This is a genomic window from Thalassotalea sp. ND16A, from assembly GCF_000764205.1.
In the GTDB taxonomy this organism is placed as follows: Bacteria; Pseudomonadota; Gammaproteobacteria; order Enterobacterales; family Alteromonadaceae; genus Thalassotalea_A.
Genome location: NZ_JQDZ01000067.1, coordinates 1 through 19792 on the forward strand (window position 1 = coordinate 1; position 19792 = coordinate 19792).

Here is a 19792-nt window from a genome sequence, read left to right on the forward strand (position 1 = left end):
TAACTTCTGCGTTCTTTAAGCTGCATAATTAATGCTCCTGAACAGGGTTACATTAATTATGAGTCAACGATATGTTTTTCAGCTTATTGCTAAATCGCTAGGGTTACCTTTAATTTGAGTCAATTCGACTGAAAAAATTTTTTATCTATTTAGTGGCAATTATGCAGTGCTGTACCATAATTAATTTATCAACTTAATTTTAATAATAATCAAGATGTTAACTACCTAAATGGCCTATCTGATCCACCAAATTATCGCAGCGCAAGCCCGGCTTCAACCCGGTGCTATTGCGATAAGAGTGAAGCAAGACAGTCTGAGTTACCAAGCATTAAAAAATCAGATTGAAAAAATGCATCTGGTCCTGGCCCAGCTTGGCTTAGACCGGCACGAACGGGTTGGAGTGTATTTGAGCAAAGGCATTGAAGCGGTGGTGAGCATGTTTGCTGTCAGCCAAACTGGTGGCGTGTTTGTGCCGATCAACCCACTGTTAAAAGCCAAGCAAGTTGAACACATTGCCACTGATTGTCGTATTAAAATACTCATAACCAATAGCGCCAGATTTAAAGCGCTTGCTCCGGTGCTACCTACATTTGTCGATTTGCATACCGTTATTTTGACCGACAGCGAAAATGTTGAATCTGTCGACAATTTCAGTGTGCAGGTAAAGTTACTTGCCTGGCGGCAGTTGCAAAATGCTGACTATCCAGAGTCCCTACCCTTAAGCAGCAAATCTACCAGTACGGATATGGCGGCAATATTTTATACTTCCGGCAGTACCGGCAAACCCAAAGGCGTGGTGTTATCGCATTTAAACTTATTGACCGGAGCCCAGTCTGTGGCCAGCTATTTAGCCAACACTGCTGACGATAAAATTTTAGCGCTATTACCGCTAAGTTTTGATTATGGTTTTAGCCAACTCAGCACGGCCTTACTGGTTGGCGCCGAAGTTGTTTTGCATGATTACTTTCTGCCGCAAGACGTGTTGAGAGCTATTGAGCAATACCAGATAACCGGTCTCGCAGGTGTACCACCATTGTGGAGTCAGCTATGCAAACTGAACTGGAAAAATAAAGGTAAATCGATTCGATACTTTACCAATTCCGGTGGCGCATTAAATCAAAGCGTGTTGCAAACCCTACGAGAAAATATGGAAAATGCTCAGCCATTTCTGATGTATGGGCTAACGGAAGCGTTTCGGTCGACGTTCCTCGATCCCGAAAAAATTGACCGTAAACCAACCTCCATGGGACAAGCGATCCCCAACGCCGAAATCATCATAGTGCGAAGTAATGGCAGTGAATGTGAAATTGGCGAAGTCGGGGAACTGGTCCATATTGGTCCTCTTGTTGCGCAAGGTTATTGGAACGCACCAGAAAAAACGGCATTGCGCTTTAAACCGGTACCGAACAAACCGGCAGGCATTGTGAGTGAGCAAATGGCGGTATTTTCTGGCGATATGGTTAAACGAGATGTCGACGGCGATCTATTTTTTATTGCTCGCAATGATGAAATGATCAAAAGCTCTGGCTATCGAATAAGCCCGATGGAAATTGAAGAGTGTTTTTATCAACACCCGAAAATCATAGATGCGGTTGCGCTTGGGGTATCACATCCCGAATTGGGGCAAGCGATTTTGGTCGTCGTAGCAATGCAAGACGTCAAAGATAACACCGACCTACTGCAAGCAGAGTTAAGGCGTCATTGCCAACTTCAGCTTGCAAACTTCATGCAACCTACTGAAATAATTATGTTAAACCAGTTACCAAAAAATACTAATGGTAAACTGGATCGGGCACTATTGGCGCACAGCTATGCAAACTTTTTTAGGGGCAATAATGAATAAGACAAAACCCAGGCATGAACGGCACCGGTTAATAAATACCGCAACGGCACAATTGCTCATTGGCGAGAAAACATTATCCGAAATCGAGCAACTCCTTGATGGCACCCCTTTTTATGCCTACGACAGAAAGCTCATTGAACAGCGGGTGACTCAGCTTACACAGACTCTGCCACAAGGCATCAGCTTGCACTATGCGATAAAAGCCAATCCCTACCCCCCCGTCGTAAGCCTATTAGCAAATTTAGTCAATGGCTTTGATGTCGCCTCCAGGAAAGAGATGTTACTGGCTATGCAAACGGGAATGCCGGCAGCAAACATCAGTTTTGCCGGTCCGGGAAAGTCCAAAAAAGATTTAGCCGCAGCAATTATTGCCGGCATCACCCTGCATGTAGAATCTATAAACGAATTAAATCGGGCGATTGTAATTGGTAAAAAACTTGCCATGCTTCCCAATATCGCGATCAGAGTCAATCCTGCGTTTGAACTAAAAGCGTCGGGCATGAAAATGGCTGGTGGCGCCAAACAATTTGGTATCGATGAAGAAGAATTACCGGCAATTTTATCCAGCTTAGACCCGAAATCAGTTAATTTAAGAGGGTTTCATATTTTTACCGGATCACAAAACTTAAACGAGCAGGCCATTATCGATGCGCATCAGCAAACGTTTGAACTGGCCCTAAAATTAATGGCAGTATCACCTCAACCGGTAGACTACATCAATATTGGTGGCGGGCTCGGCATCCCTTATTTTCCGGGCGATAAAAGTTTAAGCTTAACTGCCATTGCCGATAATTTACAAGACCAGTTGCAACATTTGCAAAAATCGGCAACTGGGGTTGAAGTGATTATGGAGCTTGGCCGCTATCTTGTGGGCGAAGCGGGGGTTTATGTCAGCAAAATCGTCGATAAAAAAACGTCGCGCAATACCACCTATCTGATCTGTGATGGTGGTTTGCATCACCATCTGGCAAATTCAGGCAACTTTGGCCAAGTACTGCGGAAAAATTTTCCGGTGCTAATCGGCAACAAATTAACCTCCACACAAGCCGAAGAAGTTGACATTGTTGGCCCCCTTTGTACTCCCTTAGATGTTCTGGGGAGCAAAATTGAATTACCAAAAGCCGAAGTCGGCGATTATGTGGTGATATTGCAATCGGGCGCCTATGGCGCTACAGCAAGCCCACAAGCCTTTTTAAGTCAGCCTGGCTTAGCTGAAATACTACTTTAACCGAACTCAGAACGGCAAGTTCAGGTTACTTGGATTCACTCTCCATTAGGCTCTGGTATTCAGTAAGTGAGTCGTTAAGTTGACGCTCTTATATTCCTGATGATCGGTAATAAGTACCAACAAATCTGCCCAATTATCCAATTCGGTTAGATCTTCCCTTGCACACTGCCATTGATGCACGTAAGGATCATGAAAACGTACTTCAATCCCATTTTGATTTAATATTGATAACAAGGGGGCGGCCGGTGTTTCTCGACAGTCATCGACATTGGCCTTATAAGCAACACCTAAAATGCCCACTTTTTTGCCATTACTGAGATTTAGCGAATCTATGACTTGAGTCGCCACGATTGCCGGTTTTTGATCATTTATTTGTCTGGCCAAACGGATCATACTGCCCGATTGAGTTTGTTCAACTAAAAACCATGGGTCAATAGGAATGCAATGCCCGCCAACACCAGGCCCTGGTGTTAAAATATTTACTCTAGGGTGCCGGTTAGCCAGATTAATAACTTCAAAAACATCGACTTGTAATTCCTGACAGACTTCAGCAAGCTCATTAGCAAAAGCAATATTGACATCTCTGGAAGTATTTTCCACCAACTTAATGCATTCTGCCGTGGTGGTATCGGTAATAAAAATATCGCCGGTAACAAAACTTTGGTAAATATCTTTGGCAAGGTTGCCGTCCGCTGAGCTGTTGCAGCCAATGATCCTGTCGTTATGTTTTAATTCATATAAGGTTTGCCCCGGTATTGCCCGTTCAGGACAGTGCACAACATGTATCCGCAAGCCCTGCTGTTCAAACCTTTGCTCCACTACCCGGCAAGTACCGGGTGATATCGTCGATTCAATGATCACGGTTTGATCATTTTTGGCGACCCGGGCTATGCCGTCCACAGCAGCAAGGACAAAACTTAAATCACAATGCGATTCTTTTTGTGGTGTGGGTACGGCAATCAAGTAAACCGGGTTTGGTACGACTTCGCGACTCGCCGTTAAAAAACCTTGTGAAACTACCTTAGTAACGAGTTTCGGTAGATCTTTTTCTTCGAATGGACTCTGACCATTATTAATTGCGCGCACTTTTTCAGCATTTAAATCAACTCCCGTCACTTTAATACCCGCCTCTGCCATCAGACAAGCAATAGGCAGGCCCATATATCCCATACCAACGACGGTAATTGCCATATTATTGGCAACAATGGTCTCACTGGCAGGCATTAATCTGGCGCTGAGAATTTGAAAAATTCTTTTCGCGACGTTGCCATCGCCAAACGGGTTTTGCCAAACAGGAGACTCGGCTTCAAGCCAAGTGGCTGCGGCCGTTATCGCTTTTTCGGCATCACGTCCAACCAGGATATTCGCGCCAACCTCGACAGATTCTGGGCGTTCGGTATTTTCACGTAAGGTAATACATGGTACCCCTAGTAAGCAGGCTTCTTCCTGAATACCACCGGAATCGGTGAGAATTAACAGCGCAGATTTTTGTAACTGAATAAAATCCATATAGCCAACCGGCGGGCTTAACTTTAAAAACTCGGGAATGTTAAGTTGATACTCTTCAATTTTCGCCATGGTTCTTGGATGTATCGGCCAAAATATTTTTTTCTGGTAACGCTCATACATTTTGTTAAATAGCAGCAGTAATTCCTGTAAGTGAGATTTAATATCGACATTGGATGCCCGATGGGCGGTTACTAAAAAATATTGTTTTGCCGTTAACTGCCAAGTATCGAGAATTTGGCTACGTCCTGCGGACAATTCAAGATGTTGAAATAGGGAATCCGATACGGTATTTCCAACCGTAAATACTTTTTCTCGAGCTATCCCCTCAGCATTTAATATCTGTTCTTGATTGGGGCCCACGGCAAATAAAAAATCACTCATATGATCGGTTAAAATACGATTGGTTTCTTCCGGCATCATCCGGTCGTAACTGCGCAAGCCCGCTTCGATGTGGCCTACTTTGATGTTTAATTTAGACGCTGCAAGAGCACCGGCTAATACCGTATTAGTATCGCCCTGTACCAACACAACATCTGGCAGTTCTTGTTCAAGAATCGGTTCAATTTTTATCAGAATGTTGCCGGTTTGGTTGCTATGCAAGCCCGAACCTACGCCTAAATTATAATGCGGTTTGGGTAGCTTTAATTCATCGAAAAAAATGCTATCCATTTCCTTTGAGTAATGTTGATTAGAGTGAATAATAAAATATTCTAAGTTGCGGCGTTGGCATTCCCTTATTACCGGCGCCATTTTGATAATTTCTGGACGTGTGCCTACGATAATTCCCACTTTCATTATTATTATCTCCATACCGGACATTATTGAATAAACTGTTACAACCTATAATAAGGTTAGACCAAACAATTGATTTAACAATGGTATTTAACAATTGAGTTGGTGGCTGGATTTTTCCTGTCTGGTTGTGCAACGTTTTACCACTCATTTTGATTTTAAAGTAGGTAAAATATTGCAAGTGTTTATAAATGCTTACCTTTTAGGTTTTGCGCTTTGCCGGTCTCTGCTGACCCGCTCGAATCGGCCAGCATAAACCTGTTGTTTTATACTCGACTTTTGGGTGTGTTATTCGTTCGCCAGAACAGTAATAAAACACTCAATTAAACGCCAACAATTACAGTTTGATTACAATTGGATTACAAAAAAAGTCAAAAAAAACATTCACAAAAAAAAACTAATAAAACCCTAAACTTAGCTTTATATATTGCTCTACAAATCAAAACCAGCTCTCCCCGGAACCTCCCGACCCCTTGTGTTAGCTGGCTATTCAGGTAGCATGATTAAAAAAACAACAATGTAGTAGATGTCTGCGTTTGTGAAAATAAACGCAAGAAATTAATTATAAGAAGAGTTAAACCAATGCGCTTTAAAATATTATTGGCCTTTTTGCTTATGGCAAATTTGTCCTTGGCCTATGCCCAAGATCCGATCGTCTATTCCCGATGTGCACGAACTACTGATACCCTAGAAATTAGCGGAAATGTGACCGTAAACGGGGTAGCACAAGCCGCATCACGTCAAATGAAAGGGTTAGATATTTATGATGTACTGCCAGATGTCGCGAATTTTCTCGGTGATTTTACCGCACCTTGTGACTTAATCTACCGTGATGCCGTAGGCCAGGAAAAAATCCTCTATCATTGCTCTGCTACGTCCACCGATGAAAGCGCCTGTGCCGCCCTCGATCCTGCGGTTTCGTTTGATGGCAAAACCATTGCCTTCTCGGTCTTTAAAGGCGAGTTATATCAACACCGGGAAAATGTAGATTCCCGGGTGCTTGAACCCACGGCGGATGCGGGAAGCATAGGCTGGACTGATCTGCCAAATAAAAAACTCAAAAGCAACGGCGCGCATTTGCATACCGTTGATGTTGCTTCAGGCGTTGTTTCTGCCATGCCCTTTGAACTAGGTATCTATGATTCCGGCCCGGCGTTTTTGGCGAACGGTCGTATTGCCTTTACTTCGAATCGCGATGGCAACACCAGCACTGTGGTCTGGCGGACAACGGCTTCTGAGGAAGGAACTCGCATTTGGACCATAGATCAGAATTGGCTAAATTTAGACTTGGCCAGTCATCACTCCTTGTCTCAGGAGCAACATCCATATTTGTTAAAAAATGGCCGTTTGGCCTATTCCAGTTGGCAAATTTTAGGCGCCAAACCGTTTAAGTATACCAATGGTTCCACCGGTGGTTTTGATACGCTGGCTAATTTATTTCATATTTACACGCAAAATCCCGATGGCGGCAGTAACTTTGCATTCTATGGCCAACATAGTGGTGATCATGCAGAGAGTTATTTTGGCGCCTCTCATCTTGCCGCACATTTTATCACGCAAACGACGGACGAAAGAGTCTGGTTTGCCGATTATTATCGCGGCAATAATAACGGACTGGGGATCCTTGTTGGGGTCATGCCGGAACCGGAAGGTCAAGAAGGGATGGCTCCGGAGGAAGTTACCAGCCTGGCAGATGTCTTCGCCCCTCGTGATGCGATAAACTTTGCCGCATGGGCCAGTAACAGTGATCAAACCTCGCAAACTATGCCAGCGCCTAGTGTTAAACACCCTAATTATCAACATGATCTCGTTTTTGCTGGTAAGCTTGGCCACCCGGCGGCATTGTCTGAAAATGGCCTAATGATGGCTTGGGGCAAAGGCGCCTGCAGCACCGTTACCTCAAATGGGGTATTCGTCGATCTCGGTCTCGATGTGCCGCCTAAAACCAGTGGCTCTGGTTCCGGAGTGGCGATGAATATGATGACTCATCTCGATACGAACACGCCCGGCTGTGATGTTGGATTATATCGGGCAACCGCCATCCCATCACAGCACCCCAGCGACTTAGAGATGATTGTCGATAGTCCTGACTGGCACGAAATTATGGCCCGGGCAGTGGTGCCCTATAGTGCCATTCACTCAGTTGAGAAACCCGTAGATATTGCACCGTCTGAGCTACAGACGCAACACTCATTACTTGAAAAAGGCACACCATTTGGATTATTAGGTGCGGCTTCCATTACCGATCGAGAAACTCATCCCAAAGAAGGGATAAAGTTTGCCGGTGAAAAGCAATTTAATTTACAGGGCACGGATACCATCAATTATGCCGATGAGGATTTATGTGGTGTTCGTATTCTCTCGTTGCTGCCGAACAGAGATCGAAATACCTCATATGACACCTCCAATCTTCTTGGTGAACGGGTTGGCATTTTAGGCGAGTTTCCGGTCATCAACCGGGATGCTGCAGGCAACCGAGTCGATGACCCCAGTGGTAACCCAGATACCAGCTTCCTGGTACGTATGCCGGCCAATGCGCCGTACTTAATGCAAGGCATCGATTGTAATGGCCGCACCCTGAACACAGATATGAGCTGGCAGAGCCTACGCCCTGGCGAGGAGAAGGTATGTGGCGGTTGTCATGTGCATTCCAAGCCTTCCAGGATCACATTTGAACAAAGCTTTGCCGCGACAAATAGCTATACTATCCCACGCTTAGGTGAGGGTGAAGTGCCGTTGTTGACAGGAAAAAATGGCGATGCTATTGCCCAAAGAACCGTTGCGGGCAATATTCTGCAACTTGATTTTGCCCGAGATATTGCTCCTATTTTCGAAGAGCGCTGCACCTCGTGCCACGGCGGCTCAGCACCAGAAGGAGAGCTTGCCTTAGATCGTCCTGGTGATCACGATAACAAAAATCAAACGCCATCCACTTGGTGGTGTTTGGTTGGTGATGACCAGCAAAGCTGTTTATCCTCGAACCAGTTCTTTACCGGTGAAGGCAGCAATGGTACCAGCTTTAGACGCCCGCAAGTCACTCGCTATATTCGAGCCTTTAATTCATTGGGCAGTTTGTTGTACTGGAAAGCCGCGAATAAACGGACCGATAATAATACCGATGGTTCGTACGCGGATGATTTAGATTTTGGTGCTGACCACCCAACGACGATAACCGAAGAAGAACTCGGCTTACTGTCACGCTGGATTGATATTGGAGCACCTGGTGGCGCTAAAGAGTTGCTTGATACCCAAAAACCAACACTACACCTGACCACCACAGAACAAGGTTCGGTTGTCTCCTCATTGAATATTGGGACGGTGGACATCGGCAGTGGCATTGACCCGAACAGTCTCATTGTATGTGCCATTGACAGTGACAACAACTGTATAAACATCGCCGGACCAGCAGAAGTCAGTGGCATAACCACGGTAGACTTAGGTACGACTTTGAGCGACCCAACAGCAGAAGTCTTCGCCAGCGTTAAAGATTTATCTGGCAATATTACTGAAGTTCGCCGTACGGTGAGTTTCTTGACTAATACCACCTACCCTGAACCAGAGCCGACACCAGAGCCGACACCGGAACCAGAGCCGACACCGGAACCAGAGCCGACGCCGGAACCAGAGCCGACGCCGGAACCAGAGCCGACGCCGGAACCAGAGCCGACGCCGGAACCAGAGCCGACGCCGGAGCCAGAGCCGACGCCGGAGCCAGAGCCGACGCCGGAACCAGAGCCTACGCCGGAACCAGAGCCTACGCCGGAACCAGAGCCAACGCCGGAGCCAGAGCCTGGACCAGGACCCGCTCCTGAACCAGAGCCGATTCCAGAGCCTAATCCAGAGCCTACTCCTGAACCTGGACCTGCTCCAGAGCCAGCTCCTGAGCCAGAGCCTGCTCCTGAACCGGAACCAGAGGAGAAACCAATAGTTGGTGGTTCAACAGACCAGGGTTTGCTTTTTCTTTTATTGCTAGTGTTGATAGTAAGCTCTCGCTTTAAATCGAATTACACAGCCAGATCAGAAGTCGAAAACAGATAAGGTTAATCGCCGAAAAATCAGCATCCTCTTGATAGTTGATTGGTAACCACTCCATAGATCTAAGTATGGAGTGGTTACTACCCCACTTTCTTTTTTAGCCCTGCTCAACAATTCTCAATTTCGCTTTTTCATTTATCCTTACCTCTAAAGCTTTCAATCAGGGCATCGCCTTCCCTTGTATTTAGCCATTGTTCAGCTAACATAATTAAGTGTGCAGTAGATGTTTACGTTGAACACGTTAATTCAAAAAAAAAGAGTTAAACCAATGCGCTTTAAAATATTATTGGCCTTTTTGCTACTGGCAAATTTGCCCTTGGCCTTTGCTCAAGATCCAATCGTCTATTCCCGATGTGCCCGAACTACTGATACCATAGAAATTAGCGGAAATGTGACCATAAACGGTGTCTCACAAGCCGCATCACGGCAAATGAAAGGGCTAGATATCTATGATGTATTGCCTGATGTAAGCAATTTTTTCGGTGATTTTACTGCGCCTTGTGATTTAGTCTACCGCGATGGAGCAGGCCAGGAAAAAATTCTCTATAATTGCTCAGCATCGTCCACCGATGCAAGCGCCTGTGCCGCCCTCGATCCTGCGGTTTCGTTTGATGGCAAAACCATTGCCTTTTCGGTCTTTAGAGGCAAATTATATCAGCACCGGGAAAATGTAGACTTCCGGGTGCTTGAACCCACGGCGGATGCGGGTAACATTGGCTGGACTGACCTGCCAAATAAAAAGCTCAAAAGCAACGGCGCGCATTTGCATACCGTTGATGTGGCAACGGGGGCCTTGTCGGTCAACCCCTTTGAACCAGGCATCTATGATTCCGGCCCGGCCTTTTTGGCGAACGGTCGTATCGCCTTTACTTCGAATCGCGATGGCAACACCAGTACTGTGGTTTGGCGGACAACGGCTTCTGCACAAGGAACCCGCATTTGGACCATAGATCAGAATTGGCGAAATTTAGACTTGGCCAGTCATCATTCCTTGTCTCAGGAACAACATCCCTATTTGTTAAAAAATGGCCGTTTGGCTTACTCCAGTTGGCAAATTTTAGGCGCCAAACCGTTTAAGTATACCAATGGCTCCACCGGTGGTTTTGATACGCTAGCTAATTTATTTCATATTTACACGCAAAATCCCGATGGTGGCAGTAACTTTGCATTTTATGGCCAACATAGTGGTGATCATGCTGACAGTTATTTTGGCGTGTCTCATCTTGCCGCCCATTTTATCACGCAAACGACGGACGAAAGAGTCTGGTTTGGCGATTATTATCGTGGCAATAATAACGGCTTGGGTATCGTTGTTGGGGTCATGCCGGAGCCGGAAGGTCAAGAAGGGATAGCGCCGGAAGAGGCGGAAAACCTGGCAGATGTCTTTGCTCCTCGTGATGCTATAAACTTTGCTTCCTGGTCGACGAGTAATGATTCCGTGTCAAAATCTATGCCGGCACCGGGTGTTAAACATCGCGACTATGAAAACGACTTGATTTTTGCAGGAAAAGTTGGCCATCCTGCCGCATTGACTGAAAATGGCCTAATGCTGGCCTGGGGCAAAGGCGCCTGCAGCACAGTAGCCGCAAATGAAATATTTGTCGATCTCGGTCTCGATGTGCCACCGAAAACCAGTGGCTCTGGTGCCGGAGTAGCGATGAATATGATGACTCATCTTGATACGAACACGCCCGGTTGTGATGTTGGATTATACCGGGCAACCGCCATCCCATCGCAGCACCCCAGCGACTTAGAAATGATTGTCGATAGTCCAGATTGGCATGAGCTTATGGCTCGAGCGGTCGTGCCCTATAATGCCATTCACGGACGAGAAAAGCCCACCGATATCCCATCGTCTGAGCTGAACAATCAGAACCCATTGCTTGCACATGGTACGCCATTTGGATTATTGGGCGCGGCATCCATTACCGACAGAGAAACCCACCCCAAACAAGGAATTAAATTCGCCGGTGAACAGCAATTTAATTTACAGGGAACGGATACCATCAATTATGCCGATGAGGATTTATGTGGTGTTCGTATTCTCTCGTTGCTGCCGAACAGAGATCGAAATACGTCTTATCATACTTCTAATCTTCTCGGTGAACGAGTTGGCATTTTAGGCGAGTTTCCGGTCATCAACCGGGATGCTGCAGGCAACCGAGTCGATGACCCAAGTGGTAACCCCGACACCAGCTTTTTGGTACGTATGCCGGCCAATGCTCCGTATCTAATGCAAGGCATCGATTGTAATGGCCGCACCCTAAACACAGATATGAGCTGGCAGAGTCTACGCCCTGGCGAAGAAAAAGTGTGTGGCGGTTGTCATGTGCATTCCAGGCCTTCCAGGATCACCTTTGAACAAAGCTATGCCGCTACTACTCACTATACGGTGCCACGTTTAGGTGAAGGTAAAGTGCCGTTGTTAACCGGGAAAAATGGCAACAACGTAGCCCAAAGAACGGTCACTGGTAATATCCTGCAACTTGATTTTGCCCGAGATATCGCTCCTATCTTCGCCAGGCGCTGCACTGCTTGTCACGGTGGCTCAACACCAGAAGCAGAGCTTGCGCTCGACCGTCCTGGCGATCACGACAACAACAGTCAATCACCATCCACTTGGTGGTGCTTGGTTGGTGATGACCAACAAGACTGTTTATCCGCTAACAAGTTCTTTACCGGTGAAGGTAACAATGATACCAGCTTTAGACGCCCGCAAGTCTCTCGCTATATTCGTGCCTTTAACTCATTGGGCAGTCTGTTGTACTGGAAAGCCGCGAATAAACGCACCGATAATAATACCGATGGTTCACACGCGGATGATTTAGATTTTGGTGCTGACCACCCAACGACGATCACAGCAGAAGAACTCGGTTTATTGTCACGTTGGATTGATATCGGGGCACCGGGTGGCGCTAAAGAGTTACTTGATACCCAAAAGCCAACCCTACATCTGACTGCCACCAGAAAAAGTAACCTGCTTTTCACCTTAAATATCGGTACCGTAGACATCGGCAGTGGCATTGCTGCGAACAGCCTCATTGTATGTATCATCGACAGTAACAACAACTGCAGAAACATCGCCGGCCCGGCAGAAGTCAGCGGCATAACCACGGTAGACTTAGCTGAGGCTTTGAGCGAGCCAACAGTCGAAGTCTTCGCCAGCGTTAACGATTTAGCTGGTAATATTACTGAAGTTCGTCGCACGCTGCGTTTCTTGGCCAGCCACGCAATTGCTAAAGATGCGTCACAACTTGCTAACGACAAAGATCTATCGAAAAACGTTGAGCTGATAGATCCTCAGCAATTAATTGACCAAGCGCCAAAGGGCTCGACCCTAAAAATACCAAGCGGCACCTATGGACAAGGGCTTGTCATCAATAAATCACTCACCTTAGATCTCTCCGGAGTCTTGTTATTAGGAGTGGTAAATAGCAAAGCCATAGTTAATATCGATTGTAACGATTGTACGGTTCAACTAGAAAATTTCCACGGTGATGGCAATCAAGCAGGCTGCCTCTTTGGCAACTGTGCCGGGGTCAAAGTCGAAGGTAGCAATTTTGATGTGTCAATTAAAAACTCCGTCATCAATAATACCGTAATGGGTATCCTCTCGGATAACCGAGGTGGCAGTTTATTGATCGAAAATACCCTGATCGAGAATACCGGTCTAAACGATAGATCTCAAACACTGGCTCATGGTGTCTATGCAGGTCGAATCGATAACTTAATCTTCCGAAACAGTACGGTTCGTGCTGTTTTTGGCAATGGCCACTTAATTAAAAGTCGTGCCATTAATACTTTGATTGAGCAAAGTAATCTGCTTGGCTTACATGGATTGCAATCTCGAACCATTGATTTTCCTTGCGGTGGCAATCTAACGGTAAGCAGCAGTACTTTACAGCACGGAAAAAATTCTGATAATGCCGATGTGATCAGTATTGGCACTGAAAAACGCGTGTGCAACGGACATGTACGTCCATCAAGAGTAAAATTATCCAACAATTGGATTATTATTGAGCGCACAAGATCAGCCAGCGAACGGGGACGAAATCGAGGTAAAACCAGGTTATTCACCTGGCGGGCTCCGATTCGAGGGTTTATCGCCAATGATAACAATATCATTGAAAAAACCGGCGTATGGAGTTTAGACACAAATGGCAGATTGCCTGAATTATCTCTCAGCAATAGAGTGTTTTTAAGTAGAAAACAAGTGGGCCTCGCTACCAATGAACTACCACTGAGGCTAAATCAATATATGGATAGTAAAAAATAAAACACCAATAACTAGTGAGGCTTGCTCTATACCCGTCACCATTGAAAGTGCAGGATTTCAGTGAGAATTATCTTCGTCTAAGCACTTTTTTGCAGACATTAGTCATATCTTGAAAGAATGGCAAGGGATCATCAAGACTGAATACAAAATACTTGGTTTTACGACTAAATATAGCTGTTAATAACGTTAAGAACTCTCGAGATTTATCAAAGTGGCTATTAGGATCTTCTATTTTATTACTTTCAAAGAGAATTCTGTATAAGCGCTTTAGTTCCGGGATCATGTATATGCAGTTTTGCTGTGAAAGTTGAGGTTGAATGACAGGTTGATTTGCGCCAAGCAGCTTTACTAAATTCGAAGCAAACTCAGCGCCTGAGTGTATAGCTAATGGACTACTGCCCCAAAATCTGCCATTAATTTCCATCAATACATATTTTTGTTTGTCGCTTGAATAACGATATTCAACCATAGCAACCCCAGACCAACAAAGTCTTGCTAACAGGGCTTTCGATTTTTGCAGGCATTCCTGGTGTTCAGCTAATGGCAAGGAACGACAAAAAGCAGAAGTACCACCTTCAGGAGGCCATTCATGAACCCGTTCATGCTGAAACTCAACATAGGATTTCCCTGCTTTACACAAGAAAAACTGTCCGAGCCCTTTACCGTCACAATATTCCTGGATCAGCGGATAGATACTTATTTTTTCATAAACCGACAAGAGTGATTTTAATTGTTCAATGCTTTTTGCGAATTGTAATTTATGAAAGCCAATACCCGATTTTGATAACAGCGGTTGAACATTGAGGGGGTTTGCCCATTTTAGCACCACCGGAAATGAAAGTTCTTGAGCAAATGCGTCAAGCTCATTTAAATCACGCAATTGATAAGATTTGGGAGTATCTATGCCCAAAGTATCTGCTACCTGTTTTGTTTTATATTTATCTAAGACAATATCCATTTGCGCTTGCTCCGGCACTAACAAAGTAAAGTAGTCCGTTAATACTGGCCGATTTTTATTGATAAGATCAATGTCCCCTTCACTAATACAAATGAGAAAATCAGTCTTCGGATCCCCCCCTAAACCCAGTAATTGTGAAATCACTCTTTCTCGGCTATCTGCGCGAATAACTGAACGTTTACAGTATCTTGATGCATGGCCAATTGAGCGTTTAGCGCCAATACCTATGGTATTGAATTGATTTTTTGCTAAATCGCGTAACAAGGACAAGCCAATCGGAGAATCGACCCCGAGAACAAAAACATTACTCATCTATCACTTTCCTTTTATGTCATCTTATCAGAAATAAAATTTTGCCCTGCTCGGGAAAGCGACTGCAAGTATGAACTTTGTAAAACCAATTCATTGGAATAACTTTTGACATCCTGCAAATTTATATCTTTCAATGTAGCTGTTACAAAACGATCATTATTACGTTCAATGTATTGGCATAAAAATTCCAAACGACGTTGATTAAGCTTATGAATACTCATATTCGCAAACCTATCGTCATCTCGTTTAATAAATTCGAATGGATGAGTTAATATACAAATACTCTCTAACTTTTGTGCAAAAGCTTGCTCTAACAGCGAGATCATTTCGGATACACTAGTCCCTGTTACGGTAAAGCCTCGAACGGCCTTACTACCTTTAAAGTCAAAGGCAGCGTACGTGGTTAGCGGTAACTCAAGCAGCCCATGAATATTATGAATTCCATGATTGAGCCGTAAATTTTTTTCTTTCGGAGGGCATAGCCCGATGGAGATATTAGAGGTTGAACGAATGTTTAATTGAGCTAATGCCTGATATGTATCGGAACCTGCAGAAAAATTACCTGTTCGTACCGCCACAGGCTCCCCTACGCCCCACATGTTAAAGCGTTCAATAGCTTCAGAGAAGGTATACACTAACTCAGCAAAACTCCTTCCTGTAGAATGATCATTTTTCCCTGTAGATAATGTGAGAGCGCCATTATTAAAATTGAGCCAACAAGGGTGAATGTGTAACTGTAAATCTTGACCATGTTCAATAATGGATTCAGCAACTTTCGCCATTTTGTCATCACCAAAATAACGTCCTTGCAAGGACTCGGTAAAAAAGGTGGCTGATAAGTCCGATGCTGATAATGTTCTTAAAATAAAATCTAAGGCCTCGCTTCTGCCATCAACATAGCCAAATACTGGCTCATCAAACAATGGCGGGTATTGTTTAGGGCATGAAAAACAACCTGCGATTGACGCTTCTATATCTACGGTGATATAGACTTTAGTACGACTAAACCCTGACATTTTTCATCCCTAATATGCTTCCTATTTTATCTGACAATTAATTGAATGTTTTGCTATAAGCATAAGCCAATAAAAATTAACTTGATTACAAATAGCATGACAAAAGTATTGGCCTTCAAATTAAATTCAACAAGGTATTCAATGATTTTCATTGGTTGTAATTACCTGGTTGTCAATGCATTATAGTTTACAATGCAAGATGTTTTTATATATTGCATCATAAAAGGTAGATGAATTAATGAGCTTTTTATCAACAATAAATAGAAAATTTGGCACTTATAGAGGCATGATCCGACTGGCAATAGAGACCATTAAAATGTGGCTTGGACATTATTCACATTGTGAGAAAATAGATTGGTCGAAAGTACAAAGACTGGTATTTGTCTGTCAGGGCAATATTTGTCGTTCACCCTATGGCCACATTTTGGCAAAGAATTTAGGCATAGAAAACGTTGCCTCTTTTGGCTATGCAACTACGACAGGACAACCTGCTGCCCCACAAGCAATTAAAGTCGCTAAAGCAAGAGGTGTTTCGCTGAACCAGCATGTAACCACTGACATAAATAATTTTGAATTTCTCGAAGGCGACTTACTACTCGTTATGGAAAGCAGGCACTTAAGTAAAGTTACCGCATGCAGCCAACAAGGCAGCAACATCCAAGTAACTATGTTAGGACTATGGCGAATGCCAAGACTAGCCTTGCTCTATGATCCGCACAATTTATCCGATGAATATTTTCACCAATGTTATGTTTCTATCGAAAATGCAACCTTTAATGCGGTAAAAAAATATCAAGCATCAAGACCAGGTTGAATATTTCAATTTCTGATTGATTCCTTCTGCTAGCAACTTTCGACAAATTTGCAGGTGATGAGTTCGACTTCTCGCTTAAATTTTGCCGATGAAAAGGTGTGATCGGCTGCAGCTAGGCGGCGTATTTCGCAATAGGGCTGATGTAACTTTTGCCACGCCTGGTTGGTATTCGTTTGCTGATCAAATTCACGTGCGGTTAAGTCAGTACCGCTGAGAATTAAGCACAATTTACCATCAAAGGCTTGTAAGCCATTAAGCATACGTACTTGGTAACTCGATTCGTCTCGTTGCTCATTGCCAACACAACCTTTAACAAAACCTTTAATTTCGCTACTGGATTCAGCAAGGTTTACTTTACCGGTTATTAGTTTATGCCAAAAACGTTTCGATAACAGCCGTTGCAGGTAATAATATTTAACCATGGTTTTCGCCATGGCTTGTTCACTTTCAAGCCAGGGATTAAGTAACACTAAGCCAGATACCCGAGCATCTTTATGCGCATAAATTAATGCCGCGGAAGCTGCATCGCACAAGCCCCAGAGAACAACTTTCTGTATCTTAGGTTGTTGCTGAAAAAGCGCATCTATCGCCGCTTTGGTATCCTCACAGATAGCATCAAAATGCTGTTTTTCGGCTTCACTGTCGCCCATGCCACGATAATCAAAGCGCATAACGGTGATGCCTTCGTTCGCTAAATAGCGGGCAAGTTGGATAAATTGACGATGACTGCCGACACGGTATTGTGGGCCACCGACGATAATTAAGACCGCAGTTGCTATGGTCTTCGATGAACGACCTTGATGGATGATAGCCATTAATTGCTGATCACAGACGTTTAGGGTTATCGCTAGCTCTTTCATGCCGGTTCCGGTGAAGAGATTAATGCTCGGGTCAATTCATAGAGCTCTGGCAATGAAAAAACATCGGGTACTTGCCAAAATGGCGGCGATTCAAAACAGTGCACCGATACGCTACCTTGCGGCCATTTGGCACATAGGTTTTTAGTGACGGGGCTTAGCTCATTAGTGGCTAATTCAATCCAAATGATTGGGCTTGCAGGCCTCATATCATCATCAATTTGCAGCATTTCCAACGACGTTAACATCCGAGATGTTATGTTATAACCCGCGATTTCAGTGTTGTGACCCGCAAGTATACGTTGCCGCCAATCTGTGTTCTTAGCACTAGAATGGATAATGCTAGCAGCCTGTTTTATCCGCAGCAACTGCCTGGCAAATTGCTTACCATTGGTTACTGGCTTCCATAATAACTGCTTGTTAATAGGCAATGCTTGATGGAGTTTTTTTTGGTGAGCTAATATCAATAAAGCGCCAAATCGTACTCCCCATAATATAATTTTAGATATGCCTTGTTGTTTTAACCACTCACCAGCAGTTAACACATTTTCCAGCCAAAGATCACAATCAGCCTGTTCCAGCTCTCCTTCACTGTCACCAGTACCAAAATAGTCAAGCACAAAACAGGGCAGTCCATGTTGTGCAAAATTCTGTGCTTGTTTAGCCACAACCGCTCTGCTTAAATTGAGCTCCTCGGTAATCGCAGGTAAACACAAAATGGCAGCATCGGAGTTGCTCTTGCCAAATTGGCTAACAAATAATTTACCTTGCTTTGATGGAATAAAATGACCTTCTAACATAACTTAATCGACTTTCTCTGCCACATAGTCAACCAAACTGCCAAAAGTTTCAAACACCTGTGCACTGATCTCATCGTCTTCAATGATAATGCCGTAATTATCTTCAAGCAGCGTTAAAATCGTCATAATTGCCATTGAGTCGAATTCTGGTATCGTGCCCAGAATAGCGGTCTCTTTGGTCAAATCATTGATGCTATTTGTCGACAAAACCGTGCCGAGTATTTCGCTAACAATTTTAGTGTGGTTAACCTTGTTCATGATAGTTATTTTTTCCCGAAAAAAGACTAAATAATAATTTTGATTTTTTGATTTTTGTGATCATAAAAAACTTTAGACAAGCTAAGTAGCCCCGCAACGTTGACTGATTAAACACTTGAAAGGAAAGCAATTGCTGATGTTTGTTCAACCAATCTTTCTTATATTCTTCGTTGCCCATGCCAAATTCAATTTTTGTTATTCCATCTTCACCAATCAGCTGCTGGCTTAAGTGCATGGTTAAGATAGAGCCGACAGAGAATTGCCGGTATAGATCACTATAAGCCAACTTAAAAATGGATGCGGTATTATTTTGAATAAACCATATTTGCGCGGCAGCTGGCTTTTCATCCACATATAATACACCTAAGCGTAACTTATTTTCGGCTAATGCCGTTGTACATATTTGCTCAATAAAATGAGAACTGACCTCTTCTGCTTTCCAACTTTGCGCATAAATCGATTTATAAGCAGCGAAGGCTAAGGCAAAGCTTTCGACATTGGAAATAACATCAATACGATAATGAGACGCCTTAGTCAGGCGCTTTTTTTTTCGCCGGATGGTATTGAGTAATTGTGTTGGCCGACTAATTTGGTATCGTTCGAAATCATCCAGATCATCTTCATACCAATTGCTTGTCTGTTTAAATAAGTTCACTACTTTGAAGTGGTTGCGGATGTTCCGTGAAGGGACTTCAGATGCCACTAAACCAGACAATAACAACTGATGCCAGGTGTTATTACTGATAATAGCCGAAACAAGCCGATTAAACAGACTAGCCCTTGCTGAGCTTAACGTTATGTTTTTTTGGAAATAACAGGTGGTACTCGCGGTATAACAACTTGTCAGAGACATCAACACCTGCCCCCTTAATGTAGACTTATGCAAATGCACTAATGGCCACATTACTATCATGTAATCATCTTTTATCAGGCAATGACACCAAACTTCGGCCTGTTCGGGCAGCATATATTTAGTGATATTCATTAACCAACTAAAAGAATGTTCAAATAAGGAAATATTAAAATCCGTTTCCTGTGACTGACTTTCCAGCTCAGATAAAGGTATTTTTTTATAACGCAAAGTCATTGTCCAC

12 protein-coding genes are annotated in these 19792 nt (G+C 44.0%); 5 read left to right on the forward strand and 7 right to left on the reverse strand.

What is annotated here, in order from left to right:
• Positions 1-229 precede the first annotated feature (229 nt).
• Both ND16A_RS08880 and ND16A_RS08875 read left to right on the forward strand, forming a co-directional pair.
• Positions 230-1843, forward strand: a complete 1614-nt coding sequence (locus ND16A_RS08880; protein ID WP_033077703.1) for an acyl-CoA ligase (AMP-forming), exosortase A system-associated — start codon at positions 230-232, stop codon at positions 1841-1843.
• Positions 1836-3071, forward strand: a complete 1236-nt coding sequence (locus ND16A_RS08875; protein ID WP_033077704.1) for a pyridoxal-dependent decarboxylase, exosortase A system-associated — start codon at positions 1836-1838, stop codon at positions 3069-3071. The genes ND16A_RS08880 and ND16A_RS08875 overlap by 8 nt, the downstream gene beginning before the upstream one ends.
• A 45-nt stretch (positions 3072-3116) precedes the next feature.
• Here ND16A_RS08875 and wecB read toward each other — a convergent pair whose 3' ends face one another.
• On the reverse strand, positions 3117-5375 hold the full coding sequence (gene wecB, locus ND16A_RS08870) for a non-hydrolyzing UDP-N-acetylglucosamine 2-epimerase (RefSeq protein WP_033077705.1): 2259 nt from the start codon (positions 5373-5375) through the stop codon (positions 3117-3119).
• A gap of 579 nt (positions 5376-5954) precedes the next feature.
• Here wecB and ND16A_RS21045 point away from each other — a divergent pair.
• Together ND16A_RS21045 and ND16A_RS08865 are read left to right on the forward strand one after the other, a co-directional pair.
• Positions 5955-9410 carry a PD40 domain-containing protein gene (locus tag ND16A_RS21045; protein ID WP_052073094.1) on the forward strand — a complete coding sequence of 1152 codons (3456 nt, stop codon included), beginning with the start codon at positions 5955-5957 and terminating at the stop codon, positions 9408-9410.
• 265 nt (positions 9411-9675) lie between these two features.
• Positions 9676-13683, forward strand: a complete 4008-nt coding sequence (locus tag ND16A_RS08865; protein WP_160173510.1) for a PD40 domain-containing protein — start codon at positions 9676-9678, stop codon at positions 13681-13683.
• Positions 13684-13750: 67 nt separating this feature from the next.
• Here ND16A_RS08865 and ND16A_RS08860 read toward each other — a convergent pair whose 3' ends face one another.
• Both ND16A_RS08860 and ND16A_RS08855 read right to left on the reverse strand, forming a co-directional pair.
• Positions 13751-14953 (reverse strand): carboxylate--amine ligase, encoded by a 1203-nt coding sequence (locus ND16A_RS08860; protein WP_033077707.1) that lies wholly within the window; start codon positions 14951-14953, stop codon positions 13751-13753.
• Between the two features lie 14 nt (positions 14954-14967).
• A complete protein-coding gene (locus ND16A_RS08855; protein ID WP_033077708.1) occupies positions 14968-15969 on the reverse strand; it encodes a hypothetical protein in 1002 nt (333 codons plus the stop codon).
• A 238-nt stretch (positions 15970-16207) separates the two neighbouring features.
• On the opposite strand from ND16A_RS08855, the gene ND16A_RS08850 reads away from it, so the two are divergent.
• Positions 16208-16783, forward strand: a complete 576-nt coding sequence (locus ND16A_RS08850; protein ID WP_052073095.1) for an arsenate-mycothiol transferase ArsC — start codon at positions 16208-16210, stop codon at positions 16781-16783.
• Between the two features lie 29 nt (positions 16784-16812).
• Here ND16A_RS08850 and ND16A_RS08845 read toward each other — a convergent pair whose 3' ends face one another.
• Genes ND16A_RS08845 through ND16A_RS08830 form a run of 4 tightly spaced genes read right to left on the reverse strand, consistent with a single transcriptional unit; the run spans position 16813 to position 19785 of the window.
• Complete coding sequence (locus ND16A_RS08845; protein WP_033077709.1) at positions 16813-17643, reverse strand: hydrolase 1, exosortase A system-associated; 831 nt, start codon at positions 17641-17643, stop codon at positions 16813-16815.
• Positions 17640-18440, reverse strand: a complete 801-nt coding sequence (locus ND16A_RS08840) for a hypothetical protein (protein ID WP_033077710.1) — start codon at positions 18438-18440, stop codon at positions 17640-17642. Before ND16A_RS08840 ends, ND16A_RS08845 begins: the two co-directional genes overlap by 4 nt.
• 3 nt (positions 18441-18443) lie before the next feature.
• A complete protein-coding gene (locus ND16A_RS08835; protein WP_052073096.1) occupies positions 18444-18698 on the reverse strand; it encodes a hypothetical protein in 255 nt (84 codons plus the stop codon).
• Positions 18685-19785 (reverse strand): GNAT family N-acetyltransferase, encoded by a 1101-nt coding sequence (locus ND16A_RS08830; protein ID WP_033077712.1) that lies wholly within the window; start codon positions 19783-19785, stop codon positions 18685-18687. Before ND16A_RS08830 ends, ND16A_RS08835 begins: the two co-directional genes overlap by 14 nt.
• Between the last annotated feature and the right edge of the window lie 7 nt (positions 19786-19792).